This window comes from Luteococcus sp. H91 (assembly GCF_038433135.1).
Lineage (GTDB): Bacteria > Actinomycetota > Actinomycetes > Propionibacteriales > Propionibacteriaceae > Luteococcus.
This window is the reverse complement of sequence record NZ_JBCDMV010000002.1, coordinates 148,644-165,311: the sequence shown is the minus strand read 5'-3', so window position 1 is coordinate 165,311 and position 16,668 is coordinate 148,644. Positions and strand designations below refer to the sequence as shown.

12 protein-coding genes and 1 riboswitch are annotated in these 16,668 nt (G+C 69.5%); of the genes, 7 read left to right on the top strand and 5 right to left on the bottom strand.

The window, feature by feature from the left end; genetic code table 11:
- Nucleotides 1-37 precede the first annotated feature (37 nt).
- Nucleotides 38-856, top strand: a complete 819-nt coding sequence (gene focA, locus AAEX57_RS01470; protein ID WP_342090460.1) for a formate transporter FocA — start codon at nucleotides 38-40, stop codon at nucleotides 854-856.
- 85 nt (nucleotides 857-941) lie between these two features.
- On the opposite strand, the gene thiD is transcribed toward focA, so the two are convergent.
- The 3 genes from thiD to thiM all read right to left on the bottom strand — a co-directional run bounded on the left by thiD (nucleotide 942) and on the right by thiM (nucleotide 3,255).
- Entirely contained in the window at nucleotides 942-1,760 is an 819-nt protein-coding gene (gene thiD, locus AAEX57_RS01465) for a bifunctional hydroxymethylpyrimidine kinase/phosphomethylpyrimidine kinase (protein ID WP_342090459.1), read from the bottom strand.
- Entirely contained in the window at nucleotides 1,757-2,452 is a 696-nt protein-coding gene (locus tag AAEX57_RS01460; protein ID WP_342090458.1) for a thiamine phosphate synthase, read from the bottom strand. The genes thiD and AAEX57_RS01460 overlap by 4 nt, the downstream gene beginning before the upstream one ends.
- A complete protein-coding gene (gene thiM, locus AAEX57_RS01455; RefSeq protein WP_342090457.1) occupies nucleotides 2,449-3,255 on the bottom strand; it encodes a hydroxyethylthiazole kinase in 807 nt (268 codons plus the stop codon). The genes AAEX57_RS01460 and thiM overlap by 4 nt, the downstream gene beginning before the upstream one ends.
- Nucleotides 3,249-3,353, bottom strand: a riboswitch (TPP riboswitch). Its footprint overlaps the gene before it by 7 nt.
- A gap of 94 nt (nucleotides 3,354-3,447) precedes the next feature.
- Here thiM and AAEX57_RS01450 point away from each other — a divergent pair.
- The 4 genes from AAEX57_RS01450 (at nucleotide 3,448) to AAEX57_RS01435 (ending at nucleotide 9,946) form a co-directional block, all read left to right on the top strand.
- Nucleotides 3,448-4,269 carry a PhzF family phenazine biosynthesis protein gene (locus AAEX57_RS01450; RefSeq protein WP_342090456.1) on the top strand — a complete coding sequence of 274 codons (822 nt, stop codon included), beginning with the start codon at nucleotides 3,448-3,450 and terminating at the stop codon, nucleotides 4,267-4,269.
- A 77-nt stretch (nucleotides 4,270-4,346) separates the two neighbouring features.
- Nucleotides 4,347-5,438 (top strand): ATP-binding cassette domain-containing protein, encoded by a 1,092-nt coding sequence (locus tag AAEX57_RS01445; protein WP_342090455.1) that lies wholly within the window; start codon nucleotides 4,347-4,349, stop codon nucleotides 5,436-5,438.
- The gene (locus tag AAEX57_RS01440; protein WP_342090454.1) at nucleotides 5,438-7,561 is read left to right on the top strand and encodes a YhgE/Pip domain-containing protein; all 2,124 of its coding nucleotides are present in this window, start codon (nucleotides 5,438-5,440) and stop codon (nucleotides 7,559-7,561) included. The genes AAEX57_RS01445 and AAEX57_RS01440 overlap by 1 nt, the downstream gene beginning before the upstream one ends.
- A gap of 195 nt (nucleotides 7,562-7,756) precedes the next feature.
- Nucleotides 7,757-9,946: a sensor histidine kinase gene (locus AAEX57_RS01435; protein WP_342090453.1), complete on the top strand. Its 2,190-nt coding sequence runs from the start codon at nucleotides 7,757-7,759 to the stop codon at nucleotides 9,944-9,946.
- 123 nt (nucleotides 9,947-10,069) lie between these two features.
- Here AAEX57_RS01435 and AAEX57_RS01430 read toward each other — a convergent pair whose 3' ends face one another.
- Entirely contained in the window at nucleotides 10,070-11,350 is a 1,281-nt protein-coding gene (locus tag AAEX57_RS01430) for a hypothetical protein (RefSeq protein WP_342090452.1), read from the bottom strand.
- A 472-nt stretch (nucleotides 11,351-11,822) separates the two neighbouring features.
- Between AAEX57_RS01430 and AAEX57_RS01425 the strand changes: the two genes are divergently transcribed.
- Both AAEX57_RS01425 and AAEX57_RS01420 read left to right on the top strand, forming a co-directional pair.
- Nucleotides 11,823-14,060 carry a sensor histidine kinase gene (locus tag AAEX57_RS01425; protein ID WP_342090451.1) on the top strand — a complete coding sequence of 746 codons (2,238 nt, stop codon included), beginning with the start codon at nucleotides 11,823-11,825 and terminating at the stop codon, nucleotides 14,058-14,060.
- A 99-nt stretch (nucleotides 14,061-14,159) separates the two neighbouring features.
- The gene (locus tag AAEX57_RS01420; protein ID WP_342090450.1) at nucleotides 14,160-15,812 is read left to right on the top strand and encodes a nuclease-related domain-containing DEAD/DEAH box helicase; all 1,653 of its coding nucleotides are present in this window, start codon (nucleotides 14,160-14,162) and stop codon (nucleotides 15,810-15,812) included.
- Between the two features lie 15 nt (nucleotides 15,813-15,827).
- Here the strand turns inward: AAEX57_RS01420 and AAEX57_RS01415 are convergent, their stop codons facing one another.
- Nucleotides 15,828-16,625 carry an enoyl-CoA hydratase/isomerase family protein gene (locus AAEX57_RS01415; RefSeq protein WP_342090449.1) on the bottom strand — a complete coding sequence of 266 codons (798 nt, stop codon included), beginning with the start codon at nucleotides 16,623-16,625 and terminating at the stop codon, nucleotides 15,828-15,830.
- Nucleotides 16,626-16,668 lie beyond the last annotated feature (43 nt).

Genomic DNA, 16,668 nt, shown 5'->3' with positions numbered 1-16,668 from the left:
GATGGACGGCTTCAAGCCCATTTTGAGCCCGGCGGAGATGACCGACTTCGCCATCGACGGCTCCACGGCCAAGGTCAACGCGCCCGCCGCCAAGACCTTCATGCTGGCGTTGACCGGCGGCACCTTCATCGGCATCGGCATGCTCTTCTTCCTGACCAGCCAGATCGGCGCCGCCGCCATGCCGCTGGGCATGGCCAAGGTGGTCGGCGGCCTGGTCTTCACCGTCGGTCTGGCCCTGGTGGTGCTGACGGGCGCGGAACTGTTCACCGGCTCCACGCTCGCGCTTGGTGCCCGCACCGTCGGGCGGGTCAGCTGGGGGCAGGTGCTGCGCAACTGGGCGATCGTCTATGTCGGCAACTTCTTCGGCGCCCTCACCCTGGCCGGGCTGATCTGGCTGGGCGGCAGCTGGGAATCCGGCAAGGGCGCGCTGGGGCTGGGCGCGCTCAAGGCTGCCGACGCCAAGTGTTCGCACACCATCGTCGAGGCGATCGCGCTGGGCATCCTGTGCAACCTGCTGGTCTGCCTCGCCGTCTGGCTCACCTACGCCGGCCGCACCGCCACGGACAAGATCATCGCGCTGACCCTGCCGATCGCCATGTTCGTCGCCTGCGGCTTCGAGCACTCGGTGGCCAACATGTTCCTGCTGCCCTTCGCCATGATGCTCAAGACCTGGGCGCCGGCCAGTTTCTGGGCCGAGACCGCCACCAGCGCCGACGCCTTCAGCCACCTCAGCTGGACGGGGATCTTCACCAGCAACATCCTGCCGGTGACCGTCGGCAACATCATCGGCGGCGGCATCATGATCGGGGTCTTCTACACGATCGTGCACAAGAAGATTGGCGCGGCGAAGCCCTGACCCAGGGCCCTCGACAGGTTCGGGCATCGTGGGCACCTCACTGCCCGTCCGACGCAACCACGGCGGCCGAGCCCGTCGAGGCCACCTACGACGACTGCTCCGGCCAGATGTCCCAGAAGTGGTGCACCGGCCCGTGCCCATGCCCCACCGTCAACTCGTCGGCATGCTCCAACGCGCTGGTCAGCCAGGTCTTGGCGTCGGTGACGGCCTCCAGCCAGTCGGCGCGCTGCGGCCGGAGCGCCGCAATGGCCGACGACAAGGTGCAACCCGTGCCGTGGGTGTTCTTCGTCGCCACCCGGGGTGCGGTCAGCTCGGCGACGCCGTGCGCATCGGCGTAGACGTCCGCCGACGTCGCGCCGGCCAGGTGCCCGGCCTTGAGCATCACCCGCTGCGCCCCCAGCTCCAGCAGCGCGGTGGCCTGGGCCGCCATCCGGGCGTCGTCGCTCACCTCGTCGACGCCCAGCAGCACCGCCGCCTCCGGGAGGTTCGGGGTGATCAGCGACGCCTTGCCCACCAGTGCTCGGACCGCGGATTCGGCGTCGGCATCCAGCAGCCGGTCGCCGCTGGTGGCCACCATCACCGGATCCAGCACGACGTGTTCCCCACCGCGCGCCCGGTAGTCGTCGATGATCTCCCCCACCACCTCGGCCACCTGCGCGGTGGCCAGCATCCCGATCTTGATCGCATCGGGCAGGATGTCGTCGGCCAGGGTGTCCCACTGCTGCCGGACGAAGGCCGGATCGGTGGCGACGAAGCCGGTAACACCGCGGGTGGACTGCGCCGTCAGGGCGGTGATGATGCCCATGCCGTAGCCACCCAGCGCGCTGAAGGCCTTGAGGTCGGCGAAGACTCCGGCGCCGCCGCTGGGGTCGACGCCGGCGATGGACAGGACCTTGGGGATCATGGGCGCACCTCGTTCTCCGGCCCCTCGACAGGCTCGGGGATGGTGGTTGCGGTACCTGCTTGCTGCCATTCCCGCAGGATGGCGGCGGTGGCGGCGCCCGGGTCCTCGGCGCCACAGATGGCACTCACGATCGCCATGCCGGCGGCCGAATGCCGCAGCGGGGCGATCCGGCCGGGCCCGCCCACACCGCCGATCGCACAGCTCGGAAGGGTGCTCAGGGCGGCCAGTTCGGCCAGCCCGTCGGGGCCGATCGGCGGGGCAGCATTCGGCTTGGTCTGCTGGGCCCACACCGGCCCGATCCCCAGATAGTCCAGTACCCAGTCCGGCAGCGCATTGGCGGCCTCGATGTGGGAGCGCTGCTCCACCGAGAGCCCCAGGATCGCGTCGGGGCCCAGCAACCGTCGGGCTTCCAGCGGCGGCAGGTCACCCTGCCCGATGTGCGCCCCGTCGGCGCCGGCCGGCCCCACCAGGTGCACCCGGTCATTGAGCACCACCGGCACCCGGCCGGCGACGGCCTCCACCACGGCGCGGGAAAGGGCCAGGAAGTCCCGGTCCGGCAGATCGGGGTCTCGCACCTGGACGAAGGTGGCGCCCTGGGCCACCGACGCCAGCACGGTCTGCACCACCCGATCGGGGCCGCCACAGATGCCGGTGTCGGTGATCAGATAACAGGTCAGATCGAACAGCTTCATGACAGTCGCACCTTGTCAGCGAGTTCTTCCGGGGTGACCATAGCCAGCTGGTCCAGCAGCGCGACGGCGAAACTGCCCGGGCCGTCGCTGACGGCAACCGCCTTGTCCGCCGCCACGCAGATCAGCGCGGTCGCGGCACTGGCTGCCAGCAGGGGCTCCGCGACACCGGCGAAGCCCGCAATCAGGCCGCCCAGGCTGCAGCCGACGCCGGTGACCCGGGTCATGATCGGGTCACCGTTGTGGATCCGGACCAGCCGGTCACCGTCGGTGATGTGGTCCACCGCCCCGGAAACCGCCACCACGCACTGGTTGGCGCAGGCCAGTTCTCGGGCCAGCTCCAGCACCTCCTCGGGGGCGGCGGTGCTGTCGGCGCCCCGGCCGCCCGCGCCACCGGACAACCCGGAGATCTCCGACGCGTTGCCGCGGATGATCGTCGGATGGTTGGCCAGCGCCTCGACGGCGAAGGCGGTGCGCACCGGCAGGCCGCCGGCCGCGATCGGATCCAGCACCCACGGCGTGCCCGCCTGGTTGGCCGCCCGGGAGGCCACCCGCATCGCCTCATAGGTCTCGCGGTACGGCGTCCCGGTGTTGACCAGCACGCCGGAGGCGACGCCGGCGAAGATCCCGGACTCCTCCGGGTTGTCCACCATGGCGGGGGCGGCCCCGGCGGCCAGCAACACATTGGCCGTCCACTGGGCGACGACGATATTGGTCAGGCACTGCACCAGCGGCGTCTGCTCGCGCAGCGCTCGCAGGGCGCCCGCCAGCGCGTCGGGGGTGACGGGTGAACTGGATGTACTCATGAGAGAGACGTCCCTTCGCTAGTCCGAACTAGATCAGGTTCGACGGGTGTGTTCTCAGCCACCATCACTCACAGAGGGTGGCACCCCGCGTCACTTTCGGCCACGTTATCGCATGGCGTCTGCTCGGACCGGCTCGGGCGGCCGGATCTTGGGTCCCCCGACCCTCTGTGTGGTTTGCGCGAAGATGGGGGGATGCGCCACCCCTTCTTTGAGATCGACGTCTTTGCCACCGGCCCGTTCAGCGGCAATCCCCTCGCCGTGATCGCCGAGGCTGACGGCCTGAGCACGGAGCAGATGCAAGGGATCGCGGCCTGGACCAACTTTTCCGAGACCACCTTCCTGCTCCGCCCCACCACGCCGCAGGCGGACTACCGAGTGCGGATCTTCACCCCCAGCCAAGAGTTCCCCTTCGCCGGCCATCCCACGTTGGGTACAGCCCGGGCCTGGCTGGAGCTGGGCGGCCGCCCGCACCGGCCAGGCACCGTGGTGCAGGAATGTGGTGCCGGGCTGGTACCGGTGCGGATCGACGGGGATGACCTGGCCTTCGCCACCCCGCCGTGCATCCGCACCGGCCCCCTGGACGACGAGGACCTGACCGAGGCCGTGCGGGTGCTCAACCTGACACCAGCGGACGTCGTGGCCCATGCCTGGGGTGTGAACGGCCCGCCGTGGCAGCTCCTGCAGCTGCACGATGCCGACGCCGTGCGGGCCGTCAGCCCGCGCACCGACCGGCCCGGCGTCCGCATCGGCCTGGTGGGGCTGGAGGACGCCGGTTCCCCTGCCGCCTACGAGGTGCGCGCCATCGCCGAGGACCGAGAGGATCCGGTGACCGGCTCCCTGAACGGGGCCTTGGCCCAGTGGCTGCGCGGGCGGGGCGTGGTACCCGCGCAGTACGTGGCCACGCAGGGCGGTCAGGTGGGGCGCGCCGGCCGGGTGACGGTACGCGACGACGGCTCCGAGACCTGGATCGGCGGCGAGGCGACCGTCCGGGTCCAGGGTGAGCTCAGCACCTGAGAGATCACCAAGAGCAACGATTTTTCTAGACCACCTAGTCCGAATATATTTTTCGGGTACGTCCCGAAAGGAAGCCCATGCCTGAGATCCAGCCCCACGAGGCGCCCGTCCCCCCGCGTGGGGACGACGTGGAGAATCCCCGTGACGGGGGCCTGCCCCGCGTGGCCTCGACAGGCTCGGCCCACGTGGAGGCCTCGCGGCACTCGGCCGCCGAGCCCCGCAATGGCACCGACCCAGCACCGATCGAGGCACCGCGGCACTCGGCCGCCGAGCCCCGGAATGGCACCGAGCCGACGCAGGCCGAAGTCCCCCAGCGCTCGGCCCCCGTCGTCCAGGACGAGCCCACCTCCGCTGGCCTCGACATCATCGGCCCGACACCGATCGCGGCCGAGGCCCCGGCACCCGCTGCGCCCGAGAGCCCGACACCCACCACCGGGGACGACGAGATCCTGCACGCCCGCCGGCTCCACCTGCGCGGCCGGGAGTCCAGGGTCTTCGGGCCGGTGGACCTCACCCTGACCAGGGGTGGGATCACCGTCGTGACCGGGCAGCAGGGTGCCGGGCGGTCCGCGCTGCTGCTGGCGCTGTCCGGCCGGTTGAAGGGGGTCCAGGGTGAGCTGCAGTCCGCCGAGATCGACGGCATCGCCCACCCCCGCAAGCTGCGGCGGCAGGTCTCCGTCGCGCGCATCAGTGACCTGGCGGACCTGGAGCCCAACCTGACCATTGCCGAATCCCGCGACGAGCGGTCCATCGCCGACGGAATCGGGGTGCGCCGCGGCCGGGAGCGCTTCGCCGAGTTGGAAACCCTGCTCAACCACCAGTTCGACAAGGAGCAGTGGGTCGGCCGGATGCCGGCCGTCGAGCGCACCCTGTTGACCATCGTGCTGGGCTGCCTGGCCCCGGCCAGCTTCGTCGTCCTGGATGATGTCGACGACTCCCTGACCGACCGCCAGCTGGGCTGGATCTACGACGCGCTGGCGCTGCTGCAAGAGCAGGGCAACAGCTTCGTGCTGAGCTCGCTGGAGCAGAGCCCGCTCCCACCCCGCGCCCAGGTGGTCCACCTGAGCCCGCCGCCCACCCGCACCGAACCGAACTTCGAGCTGCACCGGCTCCGTCGTCGGTTGGCCCAGCCCACCTCCACGAATCCCACCACCGAGGAACTCGACTGATGTTGCTCTCCCGTTTCGAACTGCGTCGCTTCCGCGGCCTGCTGCCCAAGCTGGCGCTGATCTTCGCCACCCTGGTGCCGGTGATCTATGGCTCCATCTACCTGGCCGCCAACTGGGACCCCTATGGCCGGCTGCAGGACCTTCCGGTGGCGGTGGTGAACGAGGACCAGCCGGTCACCTACAACAAGCAGCAGGTGCACGCGGGCAAGGACTTCACCAACAATGTGGTCTCCGGCAAGGACTTCGACTGGCATGTCACCGACGCCGCGGACGCCGAGGAGGGCCTGCGGGAGGGCCGCTACTACCTGACGGTTCGGGTGCCGAAGGATTTCTCCGCCAACCTGGTGAGCGCCTCGAGCACCACCCCCAAGCGGGCCGAGATCACCATGCACCGCAATGACGCCAATGGCTTCGTGATCGGCTCGGTCACCGGCCAGGCCCAGAACAAGATCGAGCAGGCGGTCAACGAGACGGCCGTCGAGGCCTATTTCGAGGCCGTCTTCGCCAATCTGGACAAGATCCGGCAGGGGATGATCGATGCCCGGGACGGTTCGGCCAAGCTGACCAAGGGGCTCACCGACGCCAAGAGCGGTTCGGCCCAGTTGGCCACCGGCGCCTCCGATGCGCGTAACGCCACCCACAAGCTGTCCACGGGCGCCAACACCCTGAACGAGGCCTTCCCCAAGCTGGAGAACGGCGCCGGTGACCTGCAGTCCGGCCTGGGCGAGCTGGGCACCGGCTCCCTCAAGCTCTACAACGGGGCCAGTCAGGTGGCGGGCGGAACCCAGCAACTGGAGGACACCGTCGTGCCGGTGCTGGACAAGGCCGCCACGCTGCAGGGGCAGGTGAAGCAGGATTCGGCCACCATCAACACCGACATCCAGGCCATCAGCTCCGACGTCACCGGCACCACCGATTCCGTCGGCAACAAGCTGGATCAGGCGGAGGATGCCCTGGCAACCGTCGGCCAGCTGCCCGAAGTGGCCGACACGGAGGCCTACAAGAAGGCGCAGACCAGACTGGACGAAGCCCAGGCCCGCAATGCCAAGGTGGCCACCGCCGCCACCCGGGCGTCCACCCGCTCCGCCGCGCTCAACCAGCGGGTGCAGGAATCCGATGCCGCCAAGGACCTGGACAATGCCTCGGCCAAGCTCAAGCAGCTCAACAGCGGCGCCCAGCAGGTCGCCACCGGCGCCAACAACCTCCACAAGGGCATTGACCAGGCCGCCGAGGGGGCCGGGACCCTGAGCGCGGGAATCACCAAGGCCGGGGGCGGCGTCAGCCAGCTGAGCACCGGCCTGGGCCAGCTCGACGAGGGCATGGCCAAGCTGGACACCAACATGACCAAGCTGGACGAGGGCCTGGGCAAGTTGAAGTCCGGCTCCGAACAGCTCACCAAGGGCCTGACCGACGGGGTCAAGCAGATCCCGGCGCTGAGCAAGAGCCAGGCCCAGGGCGCGGCGCAGGTGCTCTCCGCCCCGGCAGATGTCCACACCCTGGTGGAGAACCCGGCCCACGTCTACGGTCGGGGTCTGGCGCCCCTGTTCCTGTCCATCGCCATGTGGGTCTTCGGGATCTCCGGCTTCCTGGTGATGCGGCCCATCTCCGGCCGGCTGCTGTCCGGGCGGATGAACCCGGCCCACCTCACCCTGAGCGCCTACCTCCCCTTCGGGACGGTGGCCGCGGCCGGCGCGTTCATCATGCTGGCAACGGTGTGGATCGCGCTCGGCCTCGACCCCCTGCACGGGATCGCGGCCGTGGGGCTCACCTTGCTGGTGGCGGTGGTCTTCTCCCTGATCGCGCACTTCCTGCGAATGGCCCTGGGGCTGCCCGGCTCCGCCCTGCTGCTGGTCTGGTTGATCCTGCAGCTCGCCTCGACGGGTGGCACCTATCCGGCCGCTGTACTGCCGCCCTTCTTCCGCTGGATCAGCCCCTTCATGCCGATCAGCTATTCGATCGACGCCTTCCGGGTGGTGATCTCCGGCGGTCTGTGGAGCCACTTCACACACGACGTGATCGTGCTGGCCTGCATCGGGGTGACCACCTTCCTGCTCGACGTGCTGGCCGTCGGCGCGCGCCAGCGGTTCACGATGGCCGATCTGCACCCGCCGCTGCAGCACTGAGCGCCCCGTCTGCAGAGTTGCGGCGCTGACTTGCCGGAATGTCGCTGAAGGAATGCCTGTCACCGAAAGATGGGTGATGGTTCTGCCCCCGTCGGATGCAAGACTGGCCAAAATCCCTCTCCGTTCTAGAAGGTTCGCGTGTCACACCCAGCGGTATCCGCGTCTCGTCGTCACACTTCCGGCGAGGAGCCGGCGATGCGCGGGGCCGTGGTGCAGGGTCTGCGCGCCACCGGGCTGCTCTGCTGGCTGCTGGTCACCGCCACCGCCCTGCTGCCCACCTTCAGCAGCAGCGGCGAGCGAGAATTGCGCCCCGGTCTGGCGGTGCTGGCGCTGAGCACCCTGATCACGCTGTTCGGCCTGATCTTCGACGTCCGCAGCCGCTGGCTGGTGCGAGTCACCGGTCTGATGCTGCTGGCGGCCGCGGTCATGCTGGCACCACATCGCCACCTCTTCCAGCCCGTCAACCAATGGGCCCCCGGTTACTGGGCCCTCCCCTGGCTGGCCTGGGCGCTGACGAGCCTGCGCCGCCGCGGTTATCTGCTGGCCGTCTTCGTGGTTGCCCCCGCCCTGACCCTGGTGGACATCGGAATCCAGCTCACCAATGACCAGCCGATCACCCGCTGGGCCCTCAGCCCGGCGGTGTGGATCGCGCCGCCGCTGATGGCGATGGCCCTGTTCGGCGACGGCCTGCTCTGGCTGGGCAATCGCACCGATGACCTGGCCCTGCGCCGCCGTGCCGCGCAGGAGCAGCAGGAACTGGAAACCTTGGTCCGCGAGGCGCACAGCGAGAGTGACCGGCTGATGCACGACCATGTGCTGCATGCCCTGCACGCCCTGGGGCAGGGCGCCGGCCGGGTCTCCCCCGAGTTGATGGTCTCCGAATGTGAAACGGCGTTGAGCGCGATCAGCGATGCCCCGGAGGGCGGTGCGATGCTGAACATCGGCCGGCTGCTGAGCGTCGACCCCGCGATGCAACGGGCCGGGGCCCACCTGTTCGGCAGCAGCGGGATCGCACCCCGGCACGTCGCCCTGAGCATCACCGCCGCCGCGCACGAGGCTCTGGACAATGTGGCCCGTCATGCCAAGGCCACCCGCTGTGATGTGCGGCTGCAACATCAGGACGACCGGTGGCAGGTGCGGGTGATCGATGACGGCGTGGGCTTCGACCCGTCCAAGGTGCGCCCGGATCGGGTTGGCCTGCGTCGCTCCATCATCGAACGGATGCACGACGTCGGCGGTGACGCCAGCGTGAGCTCCGCGCTCGGCCGCGGCACCGAGATCACCCTGACCTGGCCCCGCACCCCCGAAGGCGCCCAGCGCGAGAGCCTGGTCAACACCGCCCAGGAAGAGGTTCGCCAGCGGATGCTGCGCACCGCCTGGCCGGGGCTGGCCACCGGCATCCTGATGACCGCCGTGATGGCCCCCAGCCAGCGCAATCCGCTGCTGGCCACCGGGACCATGCTGGCAGTGATCGGCGTGGGGCTGTTCATGGCCAGGCACCTGCGCCGCCACCAGCTGAACACCGCGGGCGGGATCCTGCTGATCACCGCCGCCACCGTCGGCTGGCTGGTCAACCTCTGGCTGGCTCCCGACGCCCTGCAGAGCGTCGACATGCTCTGGATGGCCTGGGGTTGTTCCGCCCTGCTGCACCTGGTGGTCCTGCAGTTGTCCACCCGGGTCGGCAGCCTGGTCACCGCCGGCTGGTTCGCGGTGCAGCTGACGGGACTGGTGTGGCGCTACGGCTGGTCCGCGGACTGGGAAAAGCTCAGCCCCACGGTACTGACCGGCTCCGGCCAGGTGATGATCGTGCTCTTCGGGCTGGCCGCCGCCCGGCGGATCGCCGACACGCACGTGTCCCAGCAGACCCTGATGGACCAGGCCCGGGCGGCCACCGCCCGATTGCAGCTGAGCAGCCATCAGGATCGTTTCTGGTCGCAACGCGCCACCGATGAGGCGCTGCCACTGCTGCAGGACGTCGCGGCCGGACGCGCCTGCCCCAACGACCCCTCCGTGGTGGAACGGGCGCGCAGGCTGACCGTCGGGCTGCGTGAGGAGTTGTTGCTGGGCCCCGACGAGCCGCGCCTGCTCGCTGCACTGAACCTGGCCCGGGAGGCAGGGTGGGCCGTGAATTCCACCCTGACCAAGGACGATGGCCGACCGCTGCAACACGCTGCACGGCTGGTTCAGGCCCTGGGTGCTCCGACCACACCCCAGCAGGAGGTCACCCTGAGCGCCAGGGGGGACCAGGTCTTCGCCGTGGCGCTGGAACCGACGCCAGAACAGCAGCAGCGCTGGGCAGAAACCCTGACCGGCCCCGATCTGCACGTGGACAACTATCCCGGTTTCAGCCGACTGACGGCCCTTGCCTCACCTCCGGCCCCCTGACGCAGCGGGCCCGGCCGACGCGTCGTCGAGCCAACCGAGCTTGGCGTCAACCTACGCCACGCCACCAGTATGCGGGACGGCGAGTCCACCACTCGAGCGGGATCGCTCCCCCAGGTACCGGACTCAGGATTCGGCGCCCTCGGAAACGTCGTTGGCATAGCTGAACAGCACCGGGGAGAAGGCGTCCTCCCGGTAGTCCAGCGCGACGACGGTCAGGATCCCCTGCGGCCCCTCCGCCATGCTGCCCTGCTCGAACTCCACGTCGCTGAGCACACCGAGTGCACACTTGCCGGAATGGCCCTTGATGAAGTCCACCTCGTCGGCGGTGAACAACACCGGGCGCCCGACCGTCTCGGTACCCTTGGCGAAGAGGTATTGCTGCTCGTCGCCGCGGAAGGCGACGGCCACGAAGGGCCTGTCGTCGTTGGCTCGAGCCACCTCCCAGCCGTCCTCCTCGAAGCTCTCCACCAACCGCTCGCAGGCGTCGGCGCTGAGCACCCGGCGTCGGGCATCGTCCAGATCCCAACCCGCCTTGCGGGGCTGGCGCACCGGCTTGTCATCCCCGTTGTGCCGCCGCCACAGGCCCTCCATCTCGTCGGCCATCGGCTGGTGCAGCTCAACACCGCTCTTCTGCGGATTCCAGCCGTAACCGGGCACGTCGCGCTGCAGGGCCTCGGCGGGGACGCACTGATCGGCCGGCAGCACCAGATCCCAGTCGACATCCACGTAGTTGGCGGTTCGCGACGGATCGTCCCAGTGCTCGCCGGAGAAGATCTGGCTGGAGACCACGCCCGCGCCGCGCACACCGCGCGGCTTGCCCTGTGCCCGCTCCAGCAGGAAGATCCGGTCGCCAGGTTCGATGCCGTGGCGACGTCCCCCGCAACTCCAGCACTCGCGGACGGTGGCGCCGGCGGCGGTGCGGTTGATCAGCTCCTGCTCGTCATCCGGAGTCCAGAACCACTGGTCGGTGTCGTGGGTGATCAGGAAGGTGCGGCGGGCGCGCTCCCGCGGGGCATAGCGCTCCGCCGCGGTCATCGCATCCTGCTCCGCGGTGTCGATCAGACTGACCCCGGCGCCACCTACCTCGACCTGTCGCCCGACCAGGGCGTCGCGCACCGGATCGCCGCGGTGCAGCAGCCGCCCCAGCAGGGCCTGCACGATCCGCCCGTCCTGCTCCACATTCTCCACGCCCTCCAGCTCGGCTACGAGCCGGATGGTGCCGTCATGGCTGAAGGTGGCGAACTGCTCCTGGGTGGTCTGCGAGGGCAGGGGCCAAGCACCCCGGTTGGCATTCCACAGCTGTTCGTCGCTCGCCTTGGCGTCGAATCCCACGAAGCTGCGTGGGATCGGCTGGTTGTACGGGTCAACATCCTGCCGGGGCCCCAGGTTGATGTTGATGGCCACGAAACTCTCCTCCTGATTGGCTGCGACGACGACCGCGGACTGGTCAGCTGCATGACGTCATGCTGGGGAGGCTACCCGTTGGGGTGGGCTGCTCAACAGGGAAAGCGGGCGGCTACGCCAACAGCGGAAGTGCCAATCGAAACACCATCCGGGTGAGAGCACCACACTGGATGATCGGCCCGCTGATCGTCGCGCTGCGCAGCCTGGACTGCGCATCTGCAGCCGGGCTGTGGCGGCACGCACCCTGCTGGCCAGGCCAGGTGTCTCGGCCTCTCCCCCCGCAGATCCAGGCCTTGGGCGGCAGCGCCCAGATCGACCCGAAGTTCATCCGGCTGAACCTCCGGTGTGAATTGTGAGCGGCTGGACATGTGGTGCAGAACCGGTCCAAATCGGGCGTCACGCGCAGGGCGCCTGCCACAATAGTCTCCCTACAGGTGCGAAACCGTGTGCCTGAGTCCCCCAGGAAGAACCCGTGCCCCTACTGCAGAAGCCGTCGAGCACCGCAGAGGTCAGCAAGACGTCGAGCGCTGCGCTGCGCGCGCTCGGGCTGGCCTCCCTTGCCATGACCCTCAGCACGGAGACCATCCCCTTCGTCCGGGACGGTTGGCACTGGGCGGAGAAGGCGCACAACGGTTTCATGATGGTGTTGGCCAGCCAGTTCCTGGCCGGCCTGGCGCTGCTGTTGCGCCGGGAACGGCTGTGGCACGCCTGGTTGTTGTTCGGCCTGTTGCTGGGCGGCATCTTCGACATCCTGCGCAACCCCGGTCAGTACGACCCGGTCTCACTGCTGATCCCCGGCTTCTGGCTCGTCCCGTTGATCGTGGTGGCGCTGCGTACCCAGGACCGACGCCGCTACCTGTGCTTCACGGGGGTCACCACCACGGTGATGCTGCTGCTGATGATGTACCTGCAGCGCTTCGACAGCCTGGCGGGAAATACCGGCTACCTGTGGCTGCTGGCGCCGGTGGCCCAGACGCTGCTCTTCGGTGAGGCCGTAATCGAGGTGGCCCGGGCGCGCGACGCGGCGGTCGCCCGCCGGATCAGGGCAGACCTGCAGCACCAGGAGGAGACGGCCCTGACCGCCGCCCGACGCGAGGCTGCCCGGCTGCTGCACGACCATGTGCTGCACGCCCTGCACGCGCTGTCCCGGCCGATCGCCAACACCCCGGCGCAGCTGGCCCGCGACGAATGCCTCACCGCCTACCGCACCCTCACCCAACAGACCCCGATCTCCGAGGTGGCCCGGGTGGAGGATCTGATCTCGGCCGACCCGCTGGTGGCCCGGTTGGGAGTCCAGCTCTCCGGCGGCAGCGACCCGATCCCGACGGCGGCGGCCCGCGCCATCGCCGCCGCCACGCATGAGGCCATGAGCAATGTCGAACGCCATGCCCGGGCCACCCGGGTGGCGGTGCGGATCGCGTCGATCGCGGGGGTGGTCCGGGTGGCGATCACCGACGACGGACGCGGCTTCGACCCGTCGCGGCGGGCGATCGACCGGATGGGCGTCGGCCGCTCCATCCTGCAACGCCTGGACGACGTCGGTGGACAGGCCGACATCGTCTCCTGGGAGCGCTCGGGCACCAAGGTCAGCCTGGAATGGCCCCGGCAGACCCAGAACGACACGGATTCGCTGTGGAACCGGCCACCGAACCGGTTGATGCGCAGCGGGCTGACCCGCGCCGCCTGGCCCGCGCTGGCACTGTCGGCAATCCTGAACTTCTGGGCCTCGGGCCCGCGTGCCTCCCACCCGGAGGTGATGACCCTGCTGGGCGCCCTTGGCCTGGCCGTGGGCGTGGCGGCGGCGGTCGCCCTGTTGACCCGACCGCTGCGGCTGTGGGGCATCACACTGCTGCTGGCCACCGCATCCGTCCTGTGGGCGGCCAACCTGTGGGCCGTCCCTACCCCACCCGAACATGACTATCCACTCTGGTTGGCGTGGGAAGCCTCTGCCCTGGTGCACCTGGTGGTGCTCACGTCCCGCTTGAGCGTGGGCGCCGTGGTGACGGCGCTGTGGAGCGTCTTCCAGGCGGGCGGGCTGTGGCTGCGCTTCCGGGATCCTTGGGCGGTCTGGGACCACTCCTTCGTGCTGACGACCGGTGCCGGCGACGTGCTGCTCACCCTGCTGGTGCTGATGGTGGCGCAGCACACCGCCTCGCAGGAGGCGGAGGCGGCCGAGCAGGCGTCGCACCGGCTGGCGGCGATCGCCCAGATGCAGGCGCAGGGGCAGCTGGACCAATTCTGGAGCCAGCGGGTGACGCAGGAGGCGCTGCCCTTGCTCAAGGCGGTGGGCGACGGCGACGTCGATCCCCGCGAAGCCGTGGTGCGCAACACCTCCACCCTGCTGGAGGCCCAGCTACGCGACGAGTTGGTGCTGGGGCCACAGCACGGCAGGCTGGTGGCGGCCCTGGCCCAGGTGCGCGCCGACGGATGGAATCTGGTCTCCACCCTCTCCCAGAACGACTCCCCCGAAGCCCTGCAACGCGCCCACGGCATGTTGGGTCTGCTGGGGGCCCCCGCCCAGGCTGGCCAGCCGATCACGGTCAGCGCCAACCAGACCCACACCCTGGCAGTGGTGCTGGAGGCCAGCGACCAGCAGTGCACCGCCTGGCGCCGACGGCTGCAGCAGCGCGGCGGTCAGCTGGACACCGACCCGGACTTCGTCCGACTCAGCCTCCCGGTGGAGCCCGCCGAAGACGCCCTGGTCTCCTGACCCATCTGCTTGGTCTTTCGACCAAGTTTGGCTGGCGGCGCCAACGGGTTAATCTCTTGTCACACGCGGATCGGGGCCGCCCGAACTTGGAGCCCCCGGATGACCGCACGCACTCAACCTGGCCACGTCAGCTTCACCACCACCTCCGAACATCAGGTGCATGATCGCGTCGTGCGCCAGTTCGACGACGACTGTCTGGTGCTCGCCAACCTGCGGGTCAGCGACCAGACCAAGGACCACGAGATCGACCTGCTGGTGTTGATGCCCGGTTCCGGGATCGTCACGGTGGAGGTCAAGGGCAGCCACGTCTGGCACGACGGTGCCGACTGGCGGATCAACCGTGGGGCGGGCGACGAGGTGATCCATCCCGTCGACCAGGCCCGCGATGCCTGTTACGCGCTGCGGAGCTTCGTCGAGTCCGATCCACGCTGGGGCAGCCGACGTCGGGTGCGCTGGAGTCACCACGTCGTACTGGCCCGCACCGAGCTGCCCGCCGACTTCGCGACCCCCGACTGCCCACGGTGGCAGGTCAGCGGGCTGGGCGATCTGGGCACCCTGGGCGACCGGATCTGGGAGACCACCTGGCGCTACCGGCGCGACGCCCTGGCCCCCAGCCGGGACGACGTCGACACCATCGAGCGGATCCTGCTGGGGCGGGCGCTCCCCGCCGTCGACGCGTCCCAGCTGGCCGCGGACCGCGAGGAACGGTCGCGCCGGCTCACCATGGAACAGGCCAACCTGCTGCGGGTCACCCGGCTGCTCAACCGGGTGGAGGTGCGCGGCGGGGCCGGCTCCGGCAAGACCATGCTCGCGGTGCAGCAGGCCGGCGATCTGGCCTCCGGCCGGTTGACCGGCCAACGACAGCGGGTGGCAGTGGTCTGCTATTCCTACGGTCTGGCCAACTTCCTGCGCCGCGAGTTGTGCGTCGGTTCTCACGGCAAGCGGCCCGCCTTCGTCGGCACCTTCGAACAGTTGGGGCGCCTGTGGGGGCTGGAGATGGCCAGCCGGGACGACTCCGACTTCTGGGAGCAGCGGCTGCCCGAGCTGATGGCCGAGCGGGCCGGCGAGCTGGGCGACGAGCAGCGCTTCGACGCGATCATCGTCGACGAGGCGCAGGACTTCGCCGAGACCTGGTGGGCTCCCCTGCTGGCCAGCCTGCGCGACGAGGAGAACGGTGGCCTGTTCGTCTACTCCGACGAGCGGCAGCGGGTCTTCCCCCGCTTCGGTCGGCCGCCGGTGGCGCTGGTGCCGCTGGTGCTTGACCACAATCTGCGCAACACCCGGCAAATCGCCGAGACCTTCGCGCCGCTGGCGCCGCCGATGAACCTGCGCGGCGACTCCGGCCCGGAGGTCAGTTTCGTCCCCTGCACCCTGGACGGGGCGATCGAGGCCGCCGACGAACAGATCGACGCGCTCTTCGACGAGGGTTGGTGTGAGCACGACATCGCGCTGATCACCATGGGGCGGCGACACCCGGTGCAGATCGAACGCCAGCAGGTGCTGGGTTACGACGGCTACTGGGACGAGTTCTGGAACGGGACCGACATCTTCTATTCCCATGTGCTCGGTTTCAAGGGGCTGGAGCGACGGGCGGTGGTGCTCTGCGTCAACCTGGACGCCGGCCGGGAGCGCGCGGCGGAGATGCTCTACGTCGGCCTCTCCCGCGCCACCGACCGGCTGATCGTCGTCGGTGACCCCGCCGAGGTGCGCGCGATGGGTGGCGACGAGGTGGCCCGGCGGCTGGGGATCTGAGGCCAGCTCATCGGTTCAGGCCAGGCCGGTGAAGATTGGGCGGCGCTTGTCCTGGAAAGCCTTGAAACCCTCGCGGTAGTCGGCATTGGCGGCCAACCGCGCCTGCTCGGCATTCTCCACATCCATCACGTCCCAGATGCCCAGCCGCTCCGCCTCGATCCGTCGGACCAGCCTCTTGGAGGCCAACAGCGCCTGGGTGGGGCCCTGAGCCACCGCGGCCGCCGCCTTCTGGGTGGAGCCCAGCAATTCCTCGGCCGGCATCGAGCGGCTGAAGACCCCGGCGCGCACCAGTTCCGCGCCCGAGACCAGCTCGCCGGTGTAGACCAGATCCAGCGTGCGGTGCACGCCCAGCCGCTCGACGAACAGGGCGTGCCCGGCCGAATCCAGCACCGCACCCAGGTTCACGAAAGGCGAGCCCAGCTTGGCATCGTCGGCGACGTAGACCACGTCGCAGGCGATCGCCAGACCCAGGCCAACCCCCAGACAGGGCCCCTGCACGGCGCAGAAGGTCGGCGCCGGGAAGTCACTGATCTGGCGCATCAGCGGGCCCATCAGCCCGGCCAGATAGCCGGCCACGTCGTCGGTGGCCGGATCGACGGCGGAGACATCCCGCCCAGCGCAGAAGCCGCGGCCCTCCCCGCGCAGCACCAGGGCGCGCACCCCGTCCAGCTCGGCTGCAGCGCGGAAGGCGGCGGCCAGATCCGTCAGGCCCTGCTCGTCCAGCACGTTCAGCTTCTTGGGTGCATCCAGCACCACCTCGGCCACGCCGTCGGCGAAGCCCAGCCGCACCATTCCAAAGTTCTGCTCATCCATCATGAATCCCCTTGTCAGGTCGAGAATCGGTGGGGTGGCCAGG

Excerpts from the sequence above, each read along its gene's own strand:
- AAEX57_RS01440 (WP_342090454.1), top strand. The coding sequence starts at position 5,438 with ATGTTGCTCTCCCGTTTCGAACTGCGTCGCTTCCGCGGCCTGCTGCCC.
- AAEX57_RS01460 (WP_342090458.1), bottom strand. The coding sequence starts at position 2,452 with ATGAAGCTGTTCGATCTGACCTGTTATCTGATCACCGACACCGGCATC.
- AAEX57_RS01415 (WP_342090449.1), bottom strand. The coding sequence starts at position 16,625 with ATGGATGAGCAGAACTTTGGAATGGTGCGGCTGGGCTTCGCCGACGGC.
- AAEX57_RS01445 (WP_342090455.1), top strand. The coding sequence starts at position 4,347 with ATGCCTGAGATCCAGCCCCACGAGGCGCCCGTCCCCCCGCGTGGGGAC.
- AAEX57_RS01450 (WP_342090456.1), top strand. The coding sequence starts at position 3,448 with ATGCGCCACCCCTTCTTTGAGATCGACGTCTTTGCCACCGGCCCGTTC.
- AAEX57_RS01420 (WP_342090450.1), top strand. The coding sequence starts at position 14,160 with ATGACCGCACGCACTCAACCTGGCCACGTCAGCTTCACCACCACCTCC.
- AAEX57_RS01435 (WP_342090453.1), top strand. The coding sequence starts at position 7,757 with ATGCGCGGGGCCGTGGTGCAGGGTCTGCGCGCCACCGGGCTGCTCTGC.
- focA (WP_342090460.1), top strand. The coding sequence starts at position 38 with ATGACCGACTTCGCCATCGACGGCTCCACGGCCAAGGTCAACGCGCCC.
- thiD (WP_342090459.1), bottom strand. The coding sequence starts at position 1,760 with ATGATCCCCAAGGTCCTGTCCATCGCCGGCGTCGACCCCAGCGGCGGC.
- thiM (WP_342090457.1), bottom strand. The coding sequence starts at position 3,255 with ATGAGTACATCCAGTTCACCCGTCACCCCCGACGCGCTGGCGGGCGCC.